17 protein-coding genes are annotated in these 19355 nt (G+C 56.1%); 11 read left to right on the top strand and 6 right to left on the bottom strand.

Features of this window, described 5'->3' with window-relative positions; all coding sequences use genetic code 11:
- The first annotated feature begins 2 nt into the window (after window positions 1–2).
- The 3 genes from nirB to GOV90_RS14110 are packed head-to-tail and all read left to right on the top strand — an operon-like array spanning window position 3 to window position 5427.
- Complete coding sequence (gene nirB, locus GOV90_RS14120) at window positions 3–2438, top strand: nitrite reductase large subunit NirB (protein ID WP_171105599.1); 2436 nt, start codon at window positions 3–5, stop codon at window positions 2436–2438.
- Window positions 2435–2767, top strand: coding sequence for a nitrite reductase small subunit NirD (nirD, locus tag GOV90_RS14115; RefSeq protein ID WP_171091868.1), 333 nt, complete (start codon window positions 2435–2437; stop codon window positions 2765–2767). Before nirB ends, nirD begins: the two co-directional genes overlap by 4 nt.
- Entirely contained in the window at window positions 2767–5427 is a 2661-nt protein-coding gene (locus GOV90_RS14110; protein WP_171091867.1) for a nitrate reductase, read from the top strand. Before nirD ends, GOV90_RS14110 begins: the two co-directional genes overlap by 1 nt.
- A 260-nt stretch (window positions 5428–5687) precedes the next feature.
- Here GOV90_RS14110 and GOV90_RS14105 read toward each other — a convergent pair whose 3' ends face one another.
- The 4 genes from GOV90_RS14105 to GOV90_RS14090 are packed head-to-tail and all read right to left on the bottom strand — an operon-like array spanning window position 5688 to window position 9612.
- On the bottom strand, window positions 5688–6437 hold the full coding sequence (locus GOV90_RS14105; protein WP_171091865.1) for a proteasome-type protease: 750 nt from the start codon (window positions 6435–6437) through the stop codon (window positions 5688–5690).
- Window positions 6438–6448: 11 nt separating this feature from the next.
- Window positions 6449–7246, bottom strand: coding sequence for a transglutaminase family protein (locus GOV90_RS14100; protein ID WP_171091863.1), 798 nt, complete (start codon window positions 7244–7246; stop codon window positions 6449–6451).
- 3 nt (window positions 7247–7249) lie between these two features.
- Complete coding sequence (locus GOV90_RS14095) at window positions 7250–8191, bottom strand: alpha-E domain-containing protein (RefSeq protein WP_171091861.1); 942 nt, start codon at window positions 8189–8191, stop codon at window positions 7250–7252.
- 2 nt (window positions 8192–8193) lie between these two features.
- On the bottom strand, window positions 8194–9612 hold the full coding sequence (locus tag GOV90_RS14090) for a circularly permuted type 2 ATP-grasp protein (RefSeq protein WP_171091859.1): 1419 nt from the start codon (window positions 9610–9612) through the stop codon (window positions 8194–8196).
- A 365-nt stretch (window positions 9613–9977) separates the two neighbouring features.
- Here GOV90_RS14090 and GOV90_RS14085 point away from each other — a divergent pair.
- A protein-coding gene (locus tag GOV90_RS14085) for an IS5 family transposase (protein WP_171091858.1) occupies window positions 9978–10735 on the top strand; the annotation gives its coding sequence in 2 pieces (ribosomal slippage) (window positions 9978–10299 and window positions 10299–10735; 759 coding nt in all).
- A gap of 17 nt (window positions 10736–10752) precedes the next feature.
- On the opposite strand, the gene GOV90_RS14080 is transcribed toward GOV90_RS14085, so the two are convergent.
- A complete protein-coding gene (locus tag GOV90_RS14080) occupies window positions 10753–11664 on the bottom strand; it encodes a LysR family transcriptional regulator (protein WP_171091856.1) in 912 nt (303 codons plus the stop codon).
- A 113-nt stretch (window positions 11665–11777) separates the two neighbouring features.
- Here GOV90_RS14080 and GOV90_RS14075 point away from each other — a divergent pair, with 113 nt between their 5' ends.
- Window positions 11778–12713 carry a VOC family protein gene (locus GOV90_RS14075; protein ID WP_171091854.1) on the top strand — a complete coding sequence of 312 codons (936 nt, stop codon included), beginning with the start codon at window positions 11778–11780 and terminating at the stop codon, window positions 12711–12713.
- Between the two features lie 14 nt (window positions 12714–12727).
- Entirely contained in the window at window positions 12728–13348 is a 621-nt protein-coding gene (locus GOV90_RS14070) for an alpha/beta hydrolase (protein WP_171091852.1), read from the top strand.
- Here the strand turns inward: GOV90_RS14070 and GOV90_RS14065 are convergent.
- On the bottom strand, window positions 13310–14284 hold the full coding sequence (locus tag GOV90_RS14065) for a LysR family transcriptional regulator (RefSeq protein ID WP_171091850.1): 975 nt from the start codon (window positions 14282–14284) through the stop codon (window positions 13310–13312). The two genes, GOV90_RS14070 and GOV90_RS14065, sit on opposite strands and share 39 nt — an antisense overlap.
- Window positions 14285–14567: 283 nt before the next feature.
- Here GOV90_RS14065 and GOV90_RS14060 point away from each other — a divergent pair, with 283 nt between their 5' ends.
- The 5 genes from GOV90_RS14060 (at window position 14568) to GOV90_RS14040 (ending at window position 19349) form a co-directional block, all read left to right on the top strand.
- Window positions 14568–14822 (top strand): DUF1427 family protein, encoded by a 255-nt coding sequence (locus GOV90_RS14060; RefSeq protein WP_171091848.1) that lies wholly within the window; start codon window positions 14568–14570, stop codon window positions 14820–14822.
- A gap of 30 nt (window positions 14823–14852) precedes the next feature.
- Complete coding sequence (locus GOV90_RS14055; protein WP_171091846.1) at window positions 14853–15557, top strand: hydrolase; 705 nt, start codon at window positions 14853–14855, stop codon at window positions 15555–15557.
- A 131-nt stretch (window positions 15558–15688) separates the two neighbouring features.
- Window positions 15689–17422, top strand: coding sequence for an amidohydrolase (locus GOV90_RS14050; RefSeq protein ID WP_171091843.1), 1734 nt, complete (start codon window positions 15689–15691; stop codon window positions 17420–17422).
- Window positions 17423–17446: 24 nt separating this feature from the next.
- Window positions 17447–17755, top strand: coding sequence for a GNAT family N-acetyltransferase (locus tag GOV90_RS14045; protein ID WP_171091841.1), 309 nt, complete (start codon window positions 17447–17449; stop codon window positions 17753–17755).
- Entirely contained in the window at window positions 17739–19349 is a 1611-nt protein-coding gene (locus GOV90_RS14040) for an MFS transporter (protein WP_171091839.1), read from the top strand. Before GOV90_RS14045 ends, GOV90_RS14040 begins: the two co-directional genes overlap by 17 nt.
- The last annotated feature ends 6 nt before the right edge of the window (window positions 19350–19355 follow it).

Genomic DNA, 19355 nt, shown 5'->3' with positions numbered 1-19355 from the left:
TCATGAAGCAAAGACTTGTAGTCATTGGCGCAGGTATGGCCTCGGGCCGGGTGCTGGAGCACCTGACCGACGCCGCGCCGGATGCGTTCGACATCACCTTGTTCAACGCCGAGCCGCGCGGGAATTACAACCGCATCATGCTCAGCCCGGTGCTGTCGGGCGAGAAAACCTATGAAGAGATCGTGACCCACGACGATGCCTGGTACGCCGCGCGGGGCATTGCCTGCCGCTTTGGTGAGAAGGTTGAGAAAATCGACCGCGAGATGAAGGTGGTCGAGGGTGCAAATGGCCACGTTCCATACGACAAACTGGTTATCGCGACAGGGTCGAACCCGTTCATGATCCCTCTGCCCGGCCATAATCTGGACGGCGTGATTGCCTATCGCGATCTGGAAGACACCCAGCGGATGATGGGCATGGGCTCGAACAACAAGGTTGTCGTGATCGGCGGCGGCCTGCTGGGGCTTGAGGCCGCTGCGGGCATGGCCGCGCATGGAGTCGACGTGACCGTCGTTCACATCATGGGCCACCTGATGGAGCGTCAGCTGGACGAAGCCGCAGGGTATTTGCTTAAGAAGTCGCTGGAAGACAAAGGCATCAAGATCTGCCTGCAGGCGAACTCCAAAGAAATCCTTGGGGAAGACGGCAAGGTCCGCGCTTTGTTGCTGGATGACGGGACCGAACTGCCCTGTGATCTGCTGGTCATGGCGGTGGGCATCCGCCCCAATACGGCGCTGGCGCAAGAGGCTAGTCTGGCCACCGGGCGTGGCATTCATGTGGATGACCAGATGCTGACCTCGGACCCGGATGTCTTTGCGGTTGGTGAGTGTGTCGAACATGATGGAGAGGTCTTTGGTCTTGTTGCGCCGCTCTACGATCAAGCGAAAGTCGCAGCGCAGGCATTGCTGGAGGAAGACGCTGCTTTCACGCAGAAAACACTGTCGACCAAGTTGAAGGTCACCGGCTGCGATCTGTTCAGCGCTGGCGACTTCGCCGAAGGGCCAGGACGTGAGGATATCGTGTTCCGAGACCCCTCGCGCGGGGTCTACAAACGCCTTGTGATCGAAGAGGATCGTCTGGTCGGCGCCGTTATGTATGGCGACACGGCCGATGGCAGCTGGTTCTTTGGCCTGATCAAGGATGGCACCAGCATCGAAGCGATGCGAGAGACACTGATCTTTGGTCCAGCCTATCAGGGGGGCGACACCGCGGACCCTCTCTCAGCCGTTGCAGCATTGCCGCCTGAGGCGGAGATTTGCGGCTGCAACGGCGTATGCAAAGGCGAGATTGTCGAGGCGATCAACGCAGGCGCCGACGATCTGGGCGCGGTTCGTGCAGGCACCAAGGCCAGTGCGTCCTGCGGCACCTGTTCTGGGCTGGTGGAACAGGTGTTGCAGGTCACATTGGGTGACGACTTCCAGATGCCAACGGTGCAACCAATCTGCGGCTGCACCGATCTGACGCATGAGGATGTACGTCGTCTGATCAAGGGCCAGGAACTGAAAAGTCAGGCTGCCGTCTGGCAGGAACTTGGCTGGACGACGCCCAATGGCTGCCATGTCTGCCGCCCGGCGATCAATTATTACCTGCTGGCGGATTGGCCACTGGAGTATCAGGACGACCCGCAAAGCCGCTTTGTCAACGAGCGCAAGCACGCCAACATCCAGAAGGACGGCACATTTAGCGTTGTACCGCGTATGTGGGGCGGGATCACCACGCCTGACGAACTGCGCGCCATTGCAAATGCGGCGGACAAGTACGATGTGCCCACCGTCAAGGTTACTGGCGGTCAGCGGATCGATCTGCTGGGCGTCAAAGGCGAAGATCTGCCCGCCATATGGTCAGACCTGAACAAGGCCGGGCTGGTCTCTGGCCACGCCTATTCCAAAGGTCTACGCACGGTCAAAACCTGCGTCGGCACCGATCATTGCCGGTTTGGTACACAGGACAGCACTGGGCTAGGCATCAAGCTTGAGAAAACCCTGTGGGGGTCGTGGACGCCGCACAAGCTGAAGCTGGCCGTATCCGGCTGCCCTCGAAACTGTGCCGAGGCGACGTGCAAGGACATCGGCGTGGTCTGCGTGGACTCTGGGTATCAGATCAGCATCGGGGGGGCCGCAGGCATGGACGTCAAAGAGACCGAATTGCTCTGCCAGGTTCCCACCGAAGACGAAGCGATCGAGGTCGTGATGGCCGTCACGCAGGCCTACCGCGAAGGCGGTAAATATCTGGATCGCCTGTATAAATGGTTGGGTAAGGTCGGAATGGGCTGGGTCCAAGCTCAGGTTGTCGACGACCTTGAAATCCGCGCCGCCCTGGTCGCCCGGTTCGAACTGTCGCAGAGCATCTACCGCAAAGACCCGTGGGCCGAACACGTCAAAGAAAAAGCGCGGACCTACGCGCCAATTGCAGATTTCACACTGGAGGCCGCGGAATGAGCTGGATCGACATCGGACATATCGACGAGGTTCCCTTGCGAGGGGCGCGTCTGGTCAAGACGCATATTGGCTGCATCGCAGTCTTCCGTACTGCCGAGGCGGAGGTCTTTGCCGCGACCAACAGCTGCCCGCACAAGGGCGGTCCGTTGTCTGAGGGTATCGTGCACGGGCAGTCGGTGACCTGTCCTTTGCACAATTGGGTATTTGACCTGAACACAGGCGAAGCGCAGGGCGCTGATGCTGGCCGCATCACCATCTATCCCGTGCGCCTTGAAGAGGACCGTATCCTGTTGGACGACAGCGCAGTTACCCGGCGGAGCGCCGCCTGATGGACGGAAGTGGTCTGCCCGAAGTTCGCTCGACTTGCGCCTATTGCGGGGTCGGTTGCGGTGTGCTTCTGCGACCCGATGGGGCCGGAGGCTTGACTGTTCGCGGTGATCCGGATCATCCGGCGAATTTCGGGCGTTTGTGCTCGAAAGGCTTGGCTTTGGGCGAAACAGTCGGGCTGGAACATCGGTTGCTGGCTCCTCGCGCCTTCGGCCAAGACACAAACTGGGAAAAGGCGCTGCAGCTGGTCGCAGATCGGTTTTCTGCTGCAATCAAGAACCATGGACCGGACAGCGTGGCATTTTACGTCTCGGGGCAGTTGCTGACAGAGGATTACTACGTCGCCAACAAGCTGATGAAGGGTTTCATGGGGTCGGCCAACATCGACACCAATTCTCGACTGTGTATGGCGTCAACAGTGGCCGGACACAAACGCGCCTTTGGCACAGATACGGTGCCCGGGACTTATAAGGATCTGGACGAGGCTGATTTGGTTGTCTTGGTTGGCTCGAACCTCGCTTGGTGCCATCCCGTTCTGTATCAGCGCGTGATAGCCGCACGTCAGGCGCGCGGTACAAGGATTGTGGTTGTCGATCCGCGTCGAACAGCAAGCTGCGATCAAGCAGATCTTCATCTGGCGTTGCAACCTGGCAGCGACGTGGCGTTGTTTAATCGACTGCTAACCAGAATTCACCAGACGGGGCATGTGGCACCGGATTTTCTGGATCGCAGCCATGGGTACACTGAAGCCCTCGAACTCGCCCAGCTTGATGATCCGGATGAGACCGGGCTCACACCAGATGAAATCGAAGCGTTTTGCGATCTGTGGATTGGAACCGAGCGGGTTGTTACGATTTTCAGTCAAGGCGTAAACCAATCCTCCAGCGGAACAGACAAAGTCAACGCGATCCTGAACTGCCATCTGGCTACGGGACGTATCGGACGTGCAGGGATGGGCCCGTTCTCGGTTACCGGTCAACCAAACGCCATGGGTGGTCGAGAGGTTGGTGGTCTGGCCAACATGCTTGCGTGTCACCTGGATATTGAAAACGAGGCCCACAGATCAGCCGTCCGGGACTTCTGGAAAGCACCAACGATGCCGGAGGAGCAAGGGCTTAAAGCGGTGGACTTGTTTCGCGCTGTCGAACGCGGTCAGATAAAAGCACTTTGGATCATCCACACCAATCCGGCGGCCACCATGCCGGATGCCGACCGGGTGAAGTCAGCGATCGAAAGTTGTCCATTCACAGTTGTCAGCGACCTGACTGCCCGGACAGACACCGCGCGTCTCGCAGACGTATTGCTTCCAGCGGCAGGATGGGGCGAAAAATGCGGCACTGTAACCAATTCAGACCGCACGATCAGCCGACAACGCGCCGTTTTAACCCCTCCGGGACAGGCACGCGCGGATTGGGATATTTTGGCCGAGGTGGGTCGCCGCATGGGGTGGACAGAAGCTTTTAGTTACGAGTCTGCAGCGGAGATTTTCAAGGAATACGCGAACATGTCCTCGCTTGCCGTCTCTTTTGGCAAGGACTTTGAAATTGCAGGTTTTTCGGACATCAACGACGAAGAATATGATGCTTTGCGCCCAACGCGTTGGCCGACGACATCGCGAAAATCTGATGGTCGTTTCTTCGGCGACGGGCGTTTTTTTCATCCCGATGGCAAGGCGCGGTTTGTGCCCGTGATCCATCGACGACCCAAGGCAGAGCCATCAAAACGGCACCCTTTCTTGTTGAACACAGGGAGAAACCGGGATCAGTGGCACACAATGACACGATCCGGTTTGTCGCCTCGCTTATCGGCCCATCTTGCCGAGCCTTATCTGGAAATGAACCCTAAAGACGCTGACCAACTGGGTTTTGGCGCTGCCGATTTGATCGAAGTCAGTAGTTCAGCTGGAAGCGGCATATTTCGACTTCGCATTACGGAAGCTATTGCGCGTGGCAATGTGTTTGCGCCCATTCATTGGACCGGAGAAACAGCACCGTCGGCCCGTGTAAACGCGATAATTCCCAGTGTAACTGACCCGATTTCTGGACAACCGGAAAGCAAATCAACAGCGGTATCCGTTCGACGCATGAAAGCTGCATGGTACGGTTTCGCCGTTTCAGTAGATGCTGCGTCCACTAACGCAGAGTATTCGGCGACTGCCAAAACAAACAACGGCTATAGGATGGAATTGGCAGGGAGCCAGATTGTTGAAGACTGGGAAAGGACTGCTCGCGTTTGGTTTGGTTTACCGGATGCAACGGCGACTTCAGTAGAAGATCGCAAACGTGGCTCTTATAGAATTGCACTGTCAGACGGTCAGCGCATTCTGGCATTGCTCTTTGTCGCGCGCCAACCTATCGCCCTGATGCGAGACTATTTGGCAACTTTGCCCAAGGTGGCACCCCAGCAGATTCTGTCTGGCCAATCATCTGCTGGCTTTGAAGACTGCGGCCCGATCGTCTGTTCGTGTTTCGGGGTCGGATTAAAAACCGTCGTCGGTGCCATTCACGACAATCATATGATCAATGTGGACGGTATCGGAGATGTTCTCAAAGCTGGAACGAACTGCGGTTCATGCCGACCAGAATTAGCTGACTTGATCGCCGAGCATTCGAAATTGAGTCACGATAAAACGAAGAACTCCCTGCACGAGCTACTCGGGTAACACCCGTTCAGCAATGCCCATTGGGTTCTATCTAAGGCCTTCCCTCCGAGAATTCAAAACCTGACGCTTATGCGGGTCGCGACGAATGTCTCGAAGGAGCCCCAAGCAGAACTGTCAATAACTTACTGCGCGTGCACACAACGTGCCAATCCGCTGCGCTGCCAAAAATTTCCGCTTTAAGGCAGAGGGAACGCGGTCATTCAGGCAGGGTGTAAAAATTGTAGACTATGCACTCACACAGTGCGGGACATAGCAGACGTTCAACCGTCTAATTTTCTCTCTAAATTGTACTCTGGAAGTCTGGCCAGGGCCGATTTCAACGCGTCCCCCCATCCTTCGGAAATAGTGCGAAAGTAGTGATCGTCAGGTTCGAACCTGGACCGCGTGCCACCTTCAAGGCTGTCTTCATCGTAGAGAAGCAGGTCAAGTGGAGCTCCGACAGACAAATTGGCCTTAATTGTCGAGTCAAAGCTGACCAGCAAGAGTTTTACGGTTTCTGGGAAGCTCATTTCCGGATCATAGGCGCGCACCAGAATCGGGCGACCATATTTTGTCTCTCCGATCTGAAAGAACGGGGTGTCATCACCGGCCTCGATGAAGTTGCCCTCAGGGTAGATCAGAAACAGGCGCGACGGGCCGCCTTTGATTTGGCCGCCTAGAATGAGTGTCGCGTGAAAGGCGCTATCGGCTTGTTGACCGGACCGGGCGTGCTCTTCAATGACATCGTTCAATGTCGCCGCGACCAGTTGCGCAACCTGAAACATTGTCGGCGCTTCCAGTATGGACGGCGAGCGTTCTTCCGGCACTTTTGTACGCTCTTCCAGAAGGCTTATTGTGGCCTGAGTGGTCGCAAGGTTTCCGGCTGTTAGGATTGTGATCGACCGATCCCCCTCGACTGTCCAATTGAACATCTTGTTGAAGGTCGAAACATTGTCCACGCCTGCATTCGTGCGCGTATCGGACATGAACACCAGCCCGCGATTCAGCCGCATGCCCACAGCATAGGTCATCAAATTCTCCGTTACTGCTGTGCGACCTGCAACTGCACTGTCAATTGCTCGCCCGCTGTACCAATTCTGTTCCCTATTACCGGTGCTGCTTGGGCATAGTCCAGCCCGGTTGCAACGCGGACGTAACGATCGTCAGGTGAGATCCCGTTTGACACGTCAAAACCGACCCAGCCAAGCCCGTCCAAATGCACCTCTGCCCAAGCATGGGTCGCGTCTTGCAGTTCCGTTTCGTTCATCATCAAGTAACCGGACACATAGCGCGCTGGCACTCCGATCTGTCGCGCGCATGTAATGAAGATATGCGTGTGGTCCTGACACACGCCGCGCCCAGCTTTGAGGGCATCTTCTGCGCTCCAGCCCGGGTGCGAACTACCAATTTCGTACGCGACCTGAACTCGAATTTTTTCGGACAGAGCATGCATCTGCTCCAGCAGTTCGCCTTTGGGTAATGCGGCTATCAGTTCGGCAACCCCTTTTCCCGGCGTTGTCTGCTGGGTTCCCCTTTTGAACAACCACAAGGGCGTCGACCCTTCGTGACGCCCCAAGATGCCATTGGTGTCTTCCACCTCAACAACACCTTCGGAGATCAACGAAATACTTTGGGTGTTTGTTTCGAAACTGATCAATTCCACGGTGTTGCGATGGTAGTCTTCAAACGTCAGTTCTTTGCGCCCGCCGGTGATTTCGGTGTTCCAGCTTTCAATGCTTTGATTGCGAAATGACTTTGGCGTCTTCCTCAGCTGCTGCAGCCCGAAGGGAACCGGCGCGTCGAAATCGTATCGTGTCTCGTGTCGAATGTGCAGTTTCATTGGCTACTCGTAGAACCGGTAATCAATCTCGATCTGACGGCTTAAGTTGCCGAGGTCGGTTAGAAAGTCCTGAATGTATTCGTGAAGACCGAATTCGAAGATATCCGAGATCTTCTGATCCAGGTATTTCTCGTAGAGAGCGTTTGACGCCTCGCAGGAAGGTCCGGCAAAGCCATAGTCTTTCTTCAGGTATGACAGGTTCTCTTGGATCTTTCTGCAGCAAAAGTGAAGGCTGCGAGGCATCCGCTGATCCAAGATCAGAAACTGCGCAATGTCAGACGGTCGGGTTTTCTCACCATGGGTCATTCGATACCCACCGCCAGCGCCGACAGAACGGAGGATGCTTTCCCATTGGATGTTGTCCAGTGACGAGCCGACCGAGAAGGCAGTGGGCAGCAGAACATAGTATTTCACGTCCAGAATGCGCCCAGTATTGTCTGCCCTCTCGACAAATGTGCCAATGCGGGTGAAGTCGAAAATGTCATTGCGCAGCATGGTTCCCAAGGTGGCACCGCGAACCAGAGCAGCCTGTTGGCGAATAAGTTCCAGCGTCGCAGGCAAATCCCGCTCATTCACGCGGCGTTTCATGACCTCGTCAATCTGCATCCAAGTCGCGTTTACGGCACTCCACACATCGTGGGTCAGTGCCGTCCGAACAAGGCGCGCGTTGTCTCGGGCCTGCTTGATAACCGACTTGATCGAGGATGAATTATCCGCGTCTCGCAACACCCAATCAACAGCGTTGTCCTTGGTAATATCATCGTACTTGGCGTGGTATCCATCCAGAACTCCGGCCGTTTTCAGAACCGACCCCCATTCTTCGGCGGAGTTCTTAGTCCGGGTCAACGCCATCCTTTGACCTGTCTCCAGCAGCCTGGCCGTGTTTTCCGCGCGCTCCAAGTATCGGGACATCCAGAACAACCCACCAGCAGTTTTTCCCAGCATGGTCAGTCCTCCAGAACCCAGGTGTCTTTGGTCCCGCCGCCTTGGCTCGAGTTTACGACCAGTGAGCCTTTCTTCAACGCTACGCGGGTCAATCCACCGGGTGTGATTTTGATCCCGTCGGGAGACACCAAAACAAACGGCCTTAGATCGACATGTCTGGGGGCCAGCCCCGAACGCGCGAAGATTGGAACCGTTGAAAGAGACAGGGTCGGCTGAGCGATATAATTCGCCGGCCGCGCCTTGAGCTTGTCCCGGAATGCGGAAATTTCTTTTTTGCTGGCGGTTGGGCCAATCAACATACCGTAACCGCCAGACCCATGCACTTCTTTCACAACAAGTTCGGACAGGTTGTCCAGAACATAGGACAGCGAGACAGGGTCACTACATCGCCAGGTTGGAACATTCTGCAGCAGAGGCTTTTCGCCTGTGTAGAACTCAACGATCTCTGGCATGTAGGAATAGATCGCCTTGTCATCGGCAATACCCGTTCCGGGAGCGTTCGCGATCGTGATGCCGCCTGCGCGATAAACGTCCAGAATGCCTGGCACGCCCAATGCGCTGTCAGGGTTGAAATTCAGTGGATCCAAGAAGTCGTCATCAACCCGGCGATAAAGCACATCGATGGGCTTGTAGCCTCTGGTGGTGCGCATACAGACGCGCCCGTCGACAACGCGAAGGTCGTGGCCTTCGACCAATTCCACGGCCATTTGATCGGCAAGAAACGCATGTTCGTAATAGGCTGAGTTATAAATGCCGGGGGTTAACACCGCGACAGTGGGTTCTCCGTCTGCGCAAGCTGGTGCACAGGCCGCAAGAGACCGTCTCAGATTGCGGGGGTAGTCAGAAACATTCCGCACATTGGTCGCGCTAAAAAGTTCGGGGAACATCTTTAGCATCGTTTCCCGGTTCTCCAGCATATAGCTGACCCCGGATGGTGTGCGGGCATTGTCTTCCAGAACGAAAAATTCGTCTGGTCCGGTTCGCACCAGATCGACACCTACAATGTGCGTATAAACCTGTCCGGGCGGTGAGACACCAAGCATCTGCGGCAGGAACGCTTCGTTTCCGGCAATCATTTCAGCCGGCACACGCCCGGCCCGGACAATTTCCTGGCGATGATAAATGTCATGTAGAAATGCGTTGATTGCCCGCACTCGCTGCTCGATGCCGCGTTCCAGCCGCTGCCATTCGCGCGCGGAAATGACGCGTGGTACGATATCAAACGGTATCAATCGTTCCTCGGCCTCGGCTTTGCCATATACGTTAAATGTAATGCCCGTCAGCCTGAAAACTTCTTCGGCTTCACGCTGTTTGGCCCTTAACCGAGATGCATCCTCAGCGTTGAACCAACGGCCTATTTCTTCATACGGATCTCTGAGTAATCCATCGCCGTTAAACATTTCATCAAAATACTCACTCATGTTTTAAGTCTCGCGATCAGCTCAAAATTTTCAAGTTATTTGAGTTTGGTTGTCCGGAGCCTTCCGGCGAAACGCGTAAAATTAAGGCTTTTTGAGTTGCATGATGGTCTTAACAACATAACGCTGTTGGTGTGACCAGCTCAGTTCACACTTACTAGATGCGCTGGGCGGCGCTTGGCTTTTCCCGGAGTCTGAACGTCCGATTTGGGCCCACGGTAGCCCAGTCCCCGTGCAGCAAGGCGATTGGCGCAGCAGGTGGCAAAATCTTTAATTCTGAGCCCAAAAGGCTAGGTTCTGGAACCATTAATTTGGTTTCGGCCATTTCGACGACCTGATTCAAGCCCCTGAGTTTCAGGGGGTTTATAATGAGTAGTCTATTCTGGTTGACCGAGGAGCAGATGGCGCATCTTCAGCCTTACTTTCCAAAGAGCCATGGCAAGCCGAGGGTTGATGATCGGCATGCGCTCAGTGGGATTATCTTCATCAATCGCAATGGGTTGCGGTGGTCAGATACACCTCGCGAGTATGGTCCACCAAAGACCCTTTACAATCGCTGGAAACGATGGAGCGATATGGGTGTATTCGCTCGGATCATGACCGGGCTGGCTGCTGAAGGCACGGACCACAAGACGATCATGATTGACGCAACATGCCTCAAAACGCACCGGACGGCTTCCAGCCTGCGGTTGAAAAAGGGGGGCGTGGCAGGCTGATAGGGCGCACCAAGGGTGGCATGAATACGAAACTGCACGCCGTTACTGACAGCCTCGGACGCCCCATCCGCTTCTTCATATCCGACGGGCAGGTGAGCGACTACACGGGCGCCAGGGCTTTGGTAAACAGTCTGCCATTGGCTGACTGGCTGCTGGGAGATCGAGGTTATGACGCAGATTGGTTCCGCGAAGCCCTTAATGACAGGGGAATAAAGTCCTGTATCCCAGGTCGAAAGTCACGCGACAAGCCTGTCCGATTCGACAAGCGCCGCTACAAACGACGCAACCGCATTGAGATCATGTTCGGACGCCTGAAGGATTGGCGGCGCGTCGCCACCCGATATGACAGATGCCCAAAGGTATTCCTCTCGGCCATCGCTCTCGCTGCAACAGTCCTATTCTGGCTGTAAATCAATGAGTCTGGAGCCTAAGCTGTTGTTTCCAGGTTCGGATGGTTCTGCACAAACGCTTCAAAATACTCGGCAAACGTTCCGACGATCGGTGGGAGTTGTTCGTATGGCGGGTAGTACAGCGTAAGCCACAACGATGTGATAGACCAGTTTGGCATCACCTGCTCGACTTGCCCGCTGGCCAATCCCTTGTAAGTTATGAAATCGGGTAGAACACATATGCCGTCTCCAGCGACCGCAAGAGCGTAAAGGAAGTCTCCATTGTTGGAGATTAACTTTTCGCCTGCTTGAATTGAAACGTTGCTACCTGCATGAGAGAATTCCCAGGTTTCGGAGCGGCCTTGCGCGCTGTATGACATAAGAAAGTCTGGGTTCAGATCGCGCGGATGATCAGGCCTGGGAATGCGGTCAAACAGAGACGGCGCAGCAATCATGTGTCGTGGGACTTCGCACAGTTTGCGCCAAATTGTTGATTTATCGGTAGGCGGGCCCGATACACGTACAGCTAAATCGCAGTTTTCCTCGATCACATCGAGCAGGGTGTCGGTAAAATTGATCTCGACTGAAATATTCGGATAGACGAGACGAAACCCCGAGATCACTTGCGGCAGCAAAGTTACGCCCAGTGATACCGGCGCGGTCAGACGCAGATGGCCCTTGTCAGGTTGGTTGGCCCGTTGAAGGTTTCGCGTAACCTCCTCAAACCCCTCCAACAACGGTCGGTACTGCGCAAGGACAGTTGCTCCGGCGCTGGTTAATGAAACTTGACGTGTGGTGCGTACCAGAAGCTGTGTGCCGAGGTCTTTCTCAAGCTGCGCTATGATGCGTGTTGCTGATGCCGGAGCGATACCCAGTTCGCGCGCGGCCAAGGAAAAGCTTTTCTGGTCTGATACAGCGCGCAGGACGCGGATGGGCTTAAGCTCGATCATGTCAGCTTAATAATTCCGTTTTCGTCAATAATAAACCTACATGATTGTCTATTCACTTCAATAATAGATACGCCATCTTTGGATCAAGTTGAACACTCGCCCAGGAGCGCGACATGATCAAAGACATCAAAGGGCTGCACCACGTCACATCGATGGCTGCAGATGCCAGCACCAACAATGCTTTCTTCACCAACACTCTGGGTCTGCGCCGGGTGAAAAAGACGGTCAATTTCGACGCACCTGAGGTTTATCACATCTATTACGGAGATGAAGTTGGAACACCTGGCTCGGTCATGACCTACTTTCCATTCGGTCAGATGCCTCGGGGGCGTCGTGGTGCCGGAGAGGTTGGAATAACGGAGTTTGCCATCCCTACAGGTGGTATCGCGTTCTGGAAACAGCATCTTGCATCTGGCGGTGTGACCGGGCTGACCGAAAACACTGTCTTCGGAGAAAAGCGTTTGTCCTTCGACGGTCCCGATGGCGACAGCTTTGCCTTGGTCGAAACTGACGTGCGAGGTCGGACAGCCTGGACCCAGGGCGGCGTTCCCGATGACGCCGGAATCTTGGGTTTCCGAGGCGCACGCTTTGCGTTGAAGGACGTCGACGCGACGGGCGAATTGCTCAGTTTCATGGGGTACCAGAAAGCTGAATCCGAAGGTGACGTTACTCGTTACGTGATCGAGGGGGGTAACGCTGCAGACACGATTGATCTGCAACAGCTGCCGTCAGGTGCTCCGACCGCTGGTCAAGGCGCTGGGTCCGTTCATCACATCGCTTTTGCCGTCGAAGACCGCGCCGCGCAGCTGCGTGTTCGGCAGGCTTTGCTGGATACCGGCTATCAGGTCACGCCGGTTATTGACCGCGACTACTTCTGGGCGATCTATTTCCGCACGCCGGGTGGTGTGCTGTTCGAAATCGCCACGAACGAGCCCGGTTTTGACCGTGACGAAGATACGGCCCATCTGGGTGAAGCGCTCAAGCTGCCCACCCGTTACGAGCCACATCGCAGCAAGATAGAAAGTCTTCTGCCCTCACTTGAACCATGATGACGGAGGTTGAGATGTCCAAAGATCTCTATCAGGCGCTGGTGCGGGCGCCGCAATCTGCCCGTCCGCTGGTTTTTGCCTTTCACGGCACCGGAGGGGACGAGCATCAGCTTTTCGAACTGGCTGGCGAGCTTGTTGCCGGAGGCGGAGTGGTCTCGCCGCGCGGTGATGTCTCTGAGATGGGCGCGGCGCGGTTTTTCCGTCGCGCCGCAGAGGGGATTTATGACATGGAGGACCTTGCGCGCGCGACTGAAAAGATGATCGCGTTCATCGAAGCCCATCGCTCAGAGTATCCCGGCCACCCCGTCTATGGTTTCGGCTATTCGAACGGGGCGAATATTCTGGCGTCCGTCTTTCTTAAACGACCGGACCTTTTCGAAGCGGTCGGGCTCTTGCATCCGATGGTGACTTGGGAACCCGAAGTAAATCCGCAGCTAAAGGGACGGAAGGTTCTGGTAACGGCGGGTCGGCGCGATCCGATCACGCCGCTGACGATGTCGGAACGCCTGATCAAATGGCTGTCCGAGAATGGCGCCGTGGTCACATCAGATATTCACGAAGGCGGGCACGAATTGCGCAACTCCGAACTGACGGCCCTAGCGACCCACTTCAACGGGGACGTCAGCCTCGGCTGAATGATCAAGCAGCGCATTCAACGTAGACAACACAGCGGCTTCTTTGCGCGCCCAGGACATGAACTCATGGATATGCTCTTCACGCTCGCGCCCCGGGTGGCAACAAATGAAATAGTTGAACCCTGTCTCTACTACAGGACCGAATGGGCAGATCAGCCGACCGTCAGAAAGTGCCGAGTAAACCAGCAACGATCCACACAGCGCTACACCCGCGCCTGCGATCGCGGCGTCCACAATCTGACCGCCCGGTGGTCTTTCGAACCGCATGGCTTTGGATGGGTCTACCGCATTCGGGAGACCAGCGTGTTGGCTCCAAAGAACCCAGCTGGGAACCGATCCGGCCAGCATCGGCGTTGTGTCGTACAAAACCTGCGCGGCGTTAATATCGGCAGGAGACCTTATGCCAAATGTGTTCAGCACAGCCGGGCTGGCGACAACCAGCATCAGCTCACGGTGGAGCAATTGCGCATACCGGTCCGAAGGCGGCTCGCTTGCATATCGGATCTCGATATCGGCCGTGGCGTGGGTTTTGTGGTCCGAGGGGTTTTCGGACTCGATGTGAACCTGAACGTCAGGGTGGTCCTTGGTAAACTTGTGAAGCCTCGGCAAAAGCCACTTACTGATCAGCGCATTGCTGGAACTGATGCGCAGTTTGGGTGTCTTCTTGGGTCGGACCTCATCAACCACTTGGCGGATCTGCAAGAACGCTTCGCTGATCGTTGGCTGTAAGCGCTGTCCTTCGGGTGTCAGATGGATTGCGCGGGTCTTTCGCACAAACAAAGGCACTCCAAGGTCGGCTTCCAGCGCCTTTATCTGCTGGCTGACCGCGCCCGGGGTGACCGAAAGCTCATAGGCCGCTTCTTTGATCGATCCACGCCGGGCCGCCGCCTCAAAGGCGCGCAAACTCAGCAAGGAAGGCAATCGGGTCAGTGGCATGGCAGCTCAAATTTATAATTTAGCCCAGCTAATGCATACCCGCAGAACTTCTGCTTTGTCGAGTTCAAACTACACCCCACATCGTTACACAACAGAACCTGGAACTGAGCGAAATGATCACGATTTACCAAAAGGCCTTGCAAGGACGTGCGCTGGACGGAGGGCTGGACAGCCGTCAAACAGCCTCGTGCCGTCGGTTTCAGCACCGAACCAACATGGGGCCCACACGCCCAGAAAACTCAGTCGTCAAAGCAATCGCATCCAAATTCCAACGAGGCCCAACATGACTTGGCAACCCTACCTTATATCGCTCGCAGCGGGCCTTGGCATCGGGGTCATCTACGGCCTGATCGCAGTCCGCAGCCCAGCCCCACCAATCATCGCCCTTTTGGGCCTCTTGGGCATGCTTGCCGGAGAAGCCGCCGTGCAATGGATCAGGGGCCATTCCGACGCCGTGTCGCAGGCCCTGCATCTGAAGTCTTTCGCCGTGACGAAGGCGGACCAAGTCACAGAACCCAGCAAAACTGAACCCCTTTGACCCCATCCAACCTCAACCAAGGAACGAACAATGTCCAAACTTGATGTCCTGACCCCAGAGAACAGCCAGATCATCTTCATCGATCATCAGCCGCAGATGGCGTTTGGTGTGCAATCGATCGATCGTCAGACACTGAAGAACAACACCGTTGCCCTGGCTAAAGCCGCCAAGATTTTCGGCGTGCCCACAATCATCACAACGGTCGAAACAGACAGCTTTTCGGGGCAAACCTATCCTGAACTTCTGGACGTTGACCCTCAGGCGCCTTTGCTGGAACGCACGTCCATGAACTCTTGGGACGACCAGAAAGTCCGCGATGCGCTGGCACGCGGGGCAGTTGAAGGCCGCAAGAAAATCGTGGTCTCCGGCCTTTGGACCGAGGTCTGCAATATCACCTTCGCGCTGAGCTGCATGGCCGATACGGATTACGAAATCTACATGGTTGCGGACGCGTCGGGGGGTACTTCGGTAGATGCCCACAAATACGCGATGGACCGGATGGTTCAAGCCGGAGTGATCCCTGTGACCTGGCAGCAAGTTCTGCTGGAATGGCAACGAGACTGGGCACGGCGCGACACATACGACGCTGTCATGGACCTGGTGCGCGAACACTCCGGTGCCTACGGCATGGGCGTGGATTACGCCTATACGATGGTCCACAAGGCCCCATCGCGCACCCGTCACACTGGTCCAACGTTGGACGCGGTGCCCGCCGGCAAGGTCGCCGCAGAATAATCTGCCGCGCAACGCTCGCTCGGTCCTTTCATCCCTCCCCGTGAAACCGAGCGGGCGATTTCCCAAACCAATCTCATCTGTGCCCGACCGGCGGGCACCTACCAGTCCCGCTTTGCCAAAGGATGCAAATCATGGCCGCCCCAGACAAGATACTCTTCAACGGCAAGATCACGACAATGGATCCCGACATGCCCGAAGCTACAGCTGTGGCCATATCGGGGGATCAGATCACGGCTGTTGGCACAGACAAGGAGACACTCGGGCTTGCGGGTCCTAAAACCGAGACAATCGATCTGGGCGGCCAACGTGTGATCCCCGGGCTGATCGATAGCCACACGCATATCATTCGGCAAGGCAATAACTTCGCGATGGAGCTGCGCTGGGACCACGTTCCGTCTCTTGCCGACGGTCTGCGTATGCTAAAGGCTCAGGCGGAGCGTACACCTGCGGGTCAATGGATCCGTGTCGTAGGCGGCTGGTCCGTTGACCAATTCGCCGAAAAGCGTCTGCCAACAATTGATGAGATCAATGCGGTCGCGCCGGATGTGCCTGTCTACGTGTTGCATCTCTATGATCGGGCATGGCTGAACAAAGCCGCCCTGCGTGCAATCGGCATCGACAAACATTTCTACGAACCCTTTGTCTCGGGCCGTCTTGAGCGGGACAATCAGGGCAACCCGACCGGGTTGGCAATGGCGCGGCCCAACGCTCAGCCGCTTTATGCGCTGTTGGACATGGCACCCAAGCTGGACTTCGAGCAGCAGGTCACCTCGACCAAGCACTATTTCAAGGCGCTGAATGGGCTTGGATTGACCTCAGCTTTGGATTGCGCGGGTGGCTTCCTGAACTATCCCGATGATTACGGCGTCATCACCGAGTTGAACAAGCGGGGTGAGCAGACCGTGCGCATCGGCTATCAGCTTTTTGCCCAGCGTCCGATGTTCGAACTGGACGATTTCAAACGGTGGAATGACATCGTCAAACCAGATGAAGGCAACGGCTACCTGAAATGTGTGGGAGCGGGCGAGATGCTGGTCGCGTCGGCCTATGATTTCGAGGATTTCAGCTACCCACGCCCCGATCTGCCCAAGCGGATGGAAGGAGACCTCAGGCCAGTACTGGAGTTTCTGTTCGAAAACCGATGGCCGATCCGTTTCCACTGCACGTATGAAGAAAGCGCCCACCGGTTGCTGAGCCTTATTGAAGAGGTCGGACGCGACAAAGGGCTGGAAGAGCTGAACTGGATTTTCGATCACGGTGAGACGATTTCGGAATCCACCATGGAATGGGTTGCCCGACTTGGCGGCGGTATCAGCTACCAAAACCGCATCGCTTTTCAGACGACAGCCTATCGCGACCGATACGGTGAAGACGCCCTGCGCGAGGTTATGCCGGTCAAGAAGATGATGGCATCTGGTGTGCCTCTTGCCGCTGGCACGGACGCCACGCGAGTATCCTCATACAATCCGTGGTTGGCCATTCACTGGGCCGTTTCTGGCAAGGGTCGCGGCGGAGACGTCATCTGGAGTGCGGCGAACCGCTTGGATCGGCACGACGCGTTGCGTCATTGGACAGCTGCAGGGGCTTGGTTCAGCCGGGAAAACGGCAAGAAGGGTCAGATCAAAGCAGGTCAATGGGCAGATATCGCCGTGCTCGACCGGGATTATTTCTCGATCGCCGAGGACGAGATCACCGAGATCGAGGCCGACCTGACGCTGACAGGCGGCAAGATCGTGCACGCCAAGGCCCGTTTTGCGGCGCATGAACCAGCCCCATTGCCGGAGCTTCCCGATTGGTCACCTGTCCCTTTTTTCGGTGCCCCCGGCGCTACGGCGCAAAACCAAGGCAGCCTTGCCGCTGAATAGCGGAAAGACCTCAGGAGATATCCCATGTTGGACGACCAAAAGCTAAAAATCACTTACAGCGAAAGCGACACAAAAGCTCGGTACGGCGCTTCGGTGTCCGGGATCGTGAGTGAGGCGGAACTGACACTATCTAAGGTCACGCCCAGCCTTGTCATCGCCGATCATACGTTTGTCCCGGATGAGCTGCGTGGCCGTGGCCTGGCGAGGGCCTTGGCTGCACAGCTTGTGGCAGACGCGCGCGACAAGGGTCTCCGCATAGTGCCTCTTTGCCCGTTTGTGCGGTCCTACGCCGAAAAAAACCGCGAGGAGTTGGCAGATGTCATCCAGTGGTAGCATCGCAAAACCTGCACCTGCGGCATCAAACTCGGCTTGGGCCCCGTTCAAACATCGGGCGTTTGCACTTCTTTGGGTCGCGACACTCATCTCTAACGTCGGCACGTGGATGCATGATGTGGGCGCGGGTTGGTTGATGACAACGCTCAACTCATCCCCTGCTGTGGTCTCGTTGGTGCAGGCGGCAACAACCCTGCCGGTTTTTGTCTTTGCCTTGTACGCCGGAACGCTGGCGGATCGGCTTGATAAACGCAAATTGCTAATCACAGTGAACGTGGTGCTTCTGGTACTGGTGTCGGTGCTAACCGTGTTGGTTCAGCTTGAACTGGTAACACCCACGCTGCTGATCCTGTTCACGTTGGCCATCGGAACTGGCACAGCTTTCATGGCTCCTGCCTGGCAAGCGATCGTGCCAACCCTGGTGCCGCGTGATGCGTTGCAGCCAGCCATTGCGTTGAATTCAATGGGCATCAACATCAGCCGCGCAATCGGCCCTGCCTTGGCAGGCGTTTTGATTGCATCGGTCAGTTTGGCGGCGCCTTTTGCGGTCAACGCGGTCAGCTATCTCGTGATCATTGGCGCTCTGTTGTTGTGGAAGCACGACGTCGGCGTTTCGAAGACATCTCAGCCTGTTTTTAACGCAATGATGACCGGCATGCGGCACGTCGCACATAATGGCCCGCTCAAGGCCACGTTGATCCGATCTTTTGCCTTCTTCATCTTTGCCTCTGCCTATTGGGCGCTGCTGCCACTTGTCGTAAGGACAATCGAAGGTGGCGGGGCGACGCTGTATGGATTGTTGCTGACTTTGATCGGTGCAGGGGCTGTTGCGGGTGCTTTGACCCTTCCACAGTTCCACGCCAAGCTTGATGCAAGCACAACAGCTGCAAGCGGCACCATCGGCACTGCCGTTGCCATGGCTATTCTTGCAACGGCGACAACACCTACACTGGCCTATATCGCTGCATTGTTGGGTGGCTTTAGTTGGATTGCCGTCCTCACCACGTTCAATGTGTCGGCGCAGACCGCTTTGCCCAATTGGGTCAGGGCCCGAGGGTTGGCCGTAAATCTGATGGTCTTCTTCGGGTCAATGGCTTTTGGATCCGCAATCTGGGGTCAAGTGGCCACTGCAACATCTGTGTCGATTACCTTGCTACTCGCAGCAGGAGGCCTGATCGTTGGCTTGATCCTGACGCGCAAACTCCAGCTTGGTCAGGGCGTCGATCTGGACCTAACGCCCTCTATGCATTGGCCTGCACCTCAGGTTGCCCTTGAGGAGGACGGCTTGGCATCCCGCGGTCCTGTCATGGTCGAAGTCGAGTATCGCATTCGACCCGAGGATGAAGCTGCGTTCCTGTCCGCAATCCAGGAATGGTCGGGCGAGCGCTGGCGCGATGGCGCCTATGATTGGCGTGTCTTCCAAAGTGCCGAAGACCCCGAGCTATGGGTCGAGGCCTTCATGGTTTCGTCCTGGGAAGAACATCTAGCTCAGCACGCTCGGGTGTCGCGGCAGGATCAGGATGTTCAAAAGACCGTCGCTGCTTTTGACACCAGAGAAAGCGGACCCGTCGTCCGCCATCTGATCGCACCATGAAAAGAG

It is taken from the genome of Ruegeria sp. HKCCA5929 (genome assembly GCF_013034525.1).
Lineage (GTDB): Bacteria > Pseudomonadota > Alphaproteobacteria > Rhodobacterales > Rhodobacteraceae > Ruegeria.
This window is presented reverse-complemented; position numbering and strand designations above follow the sequence as displayed.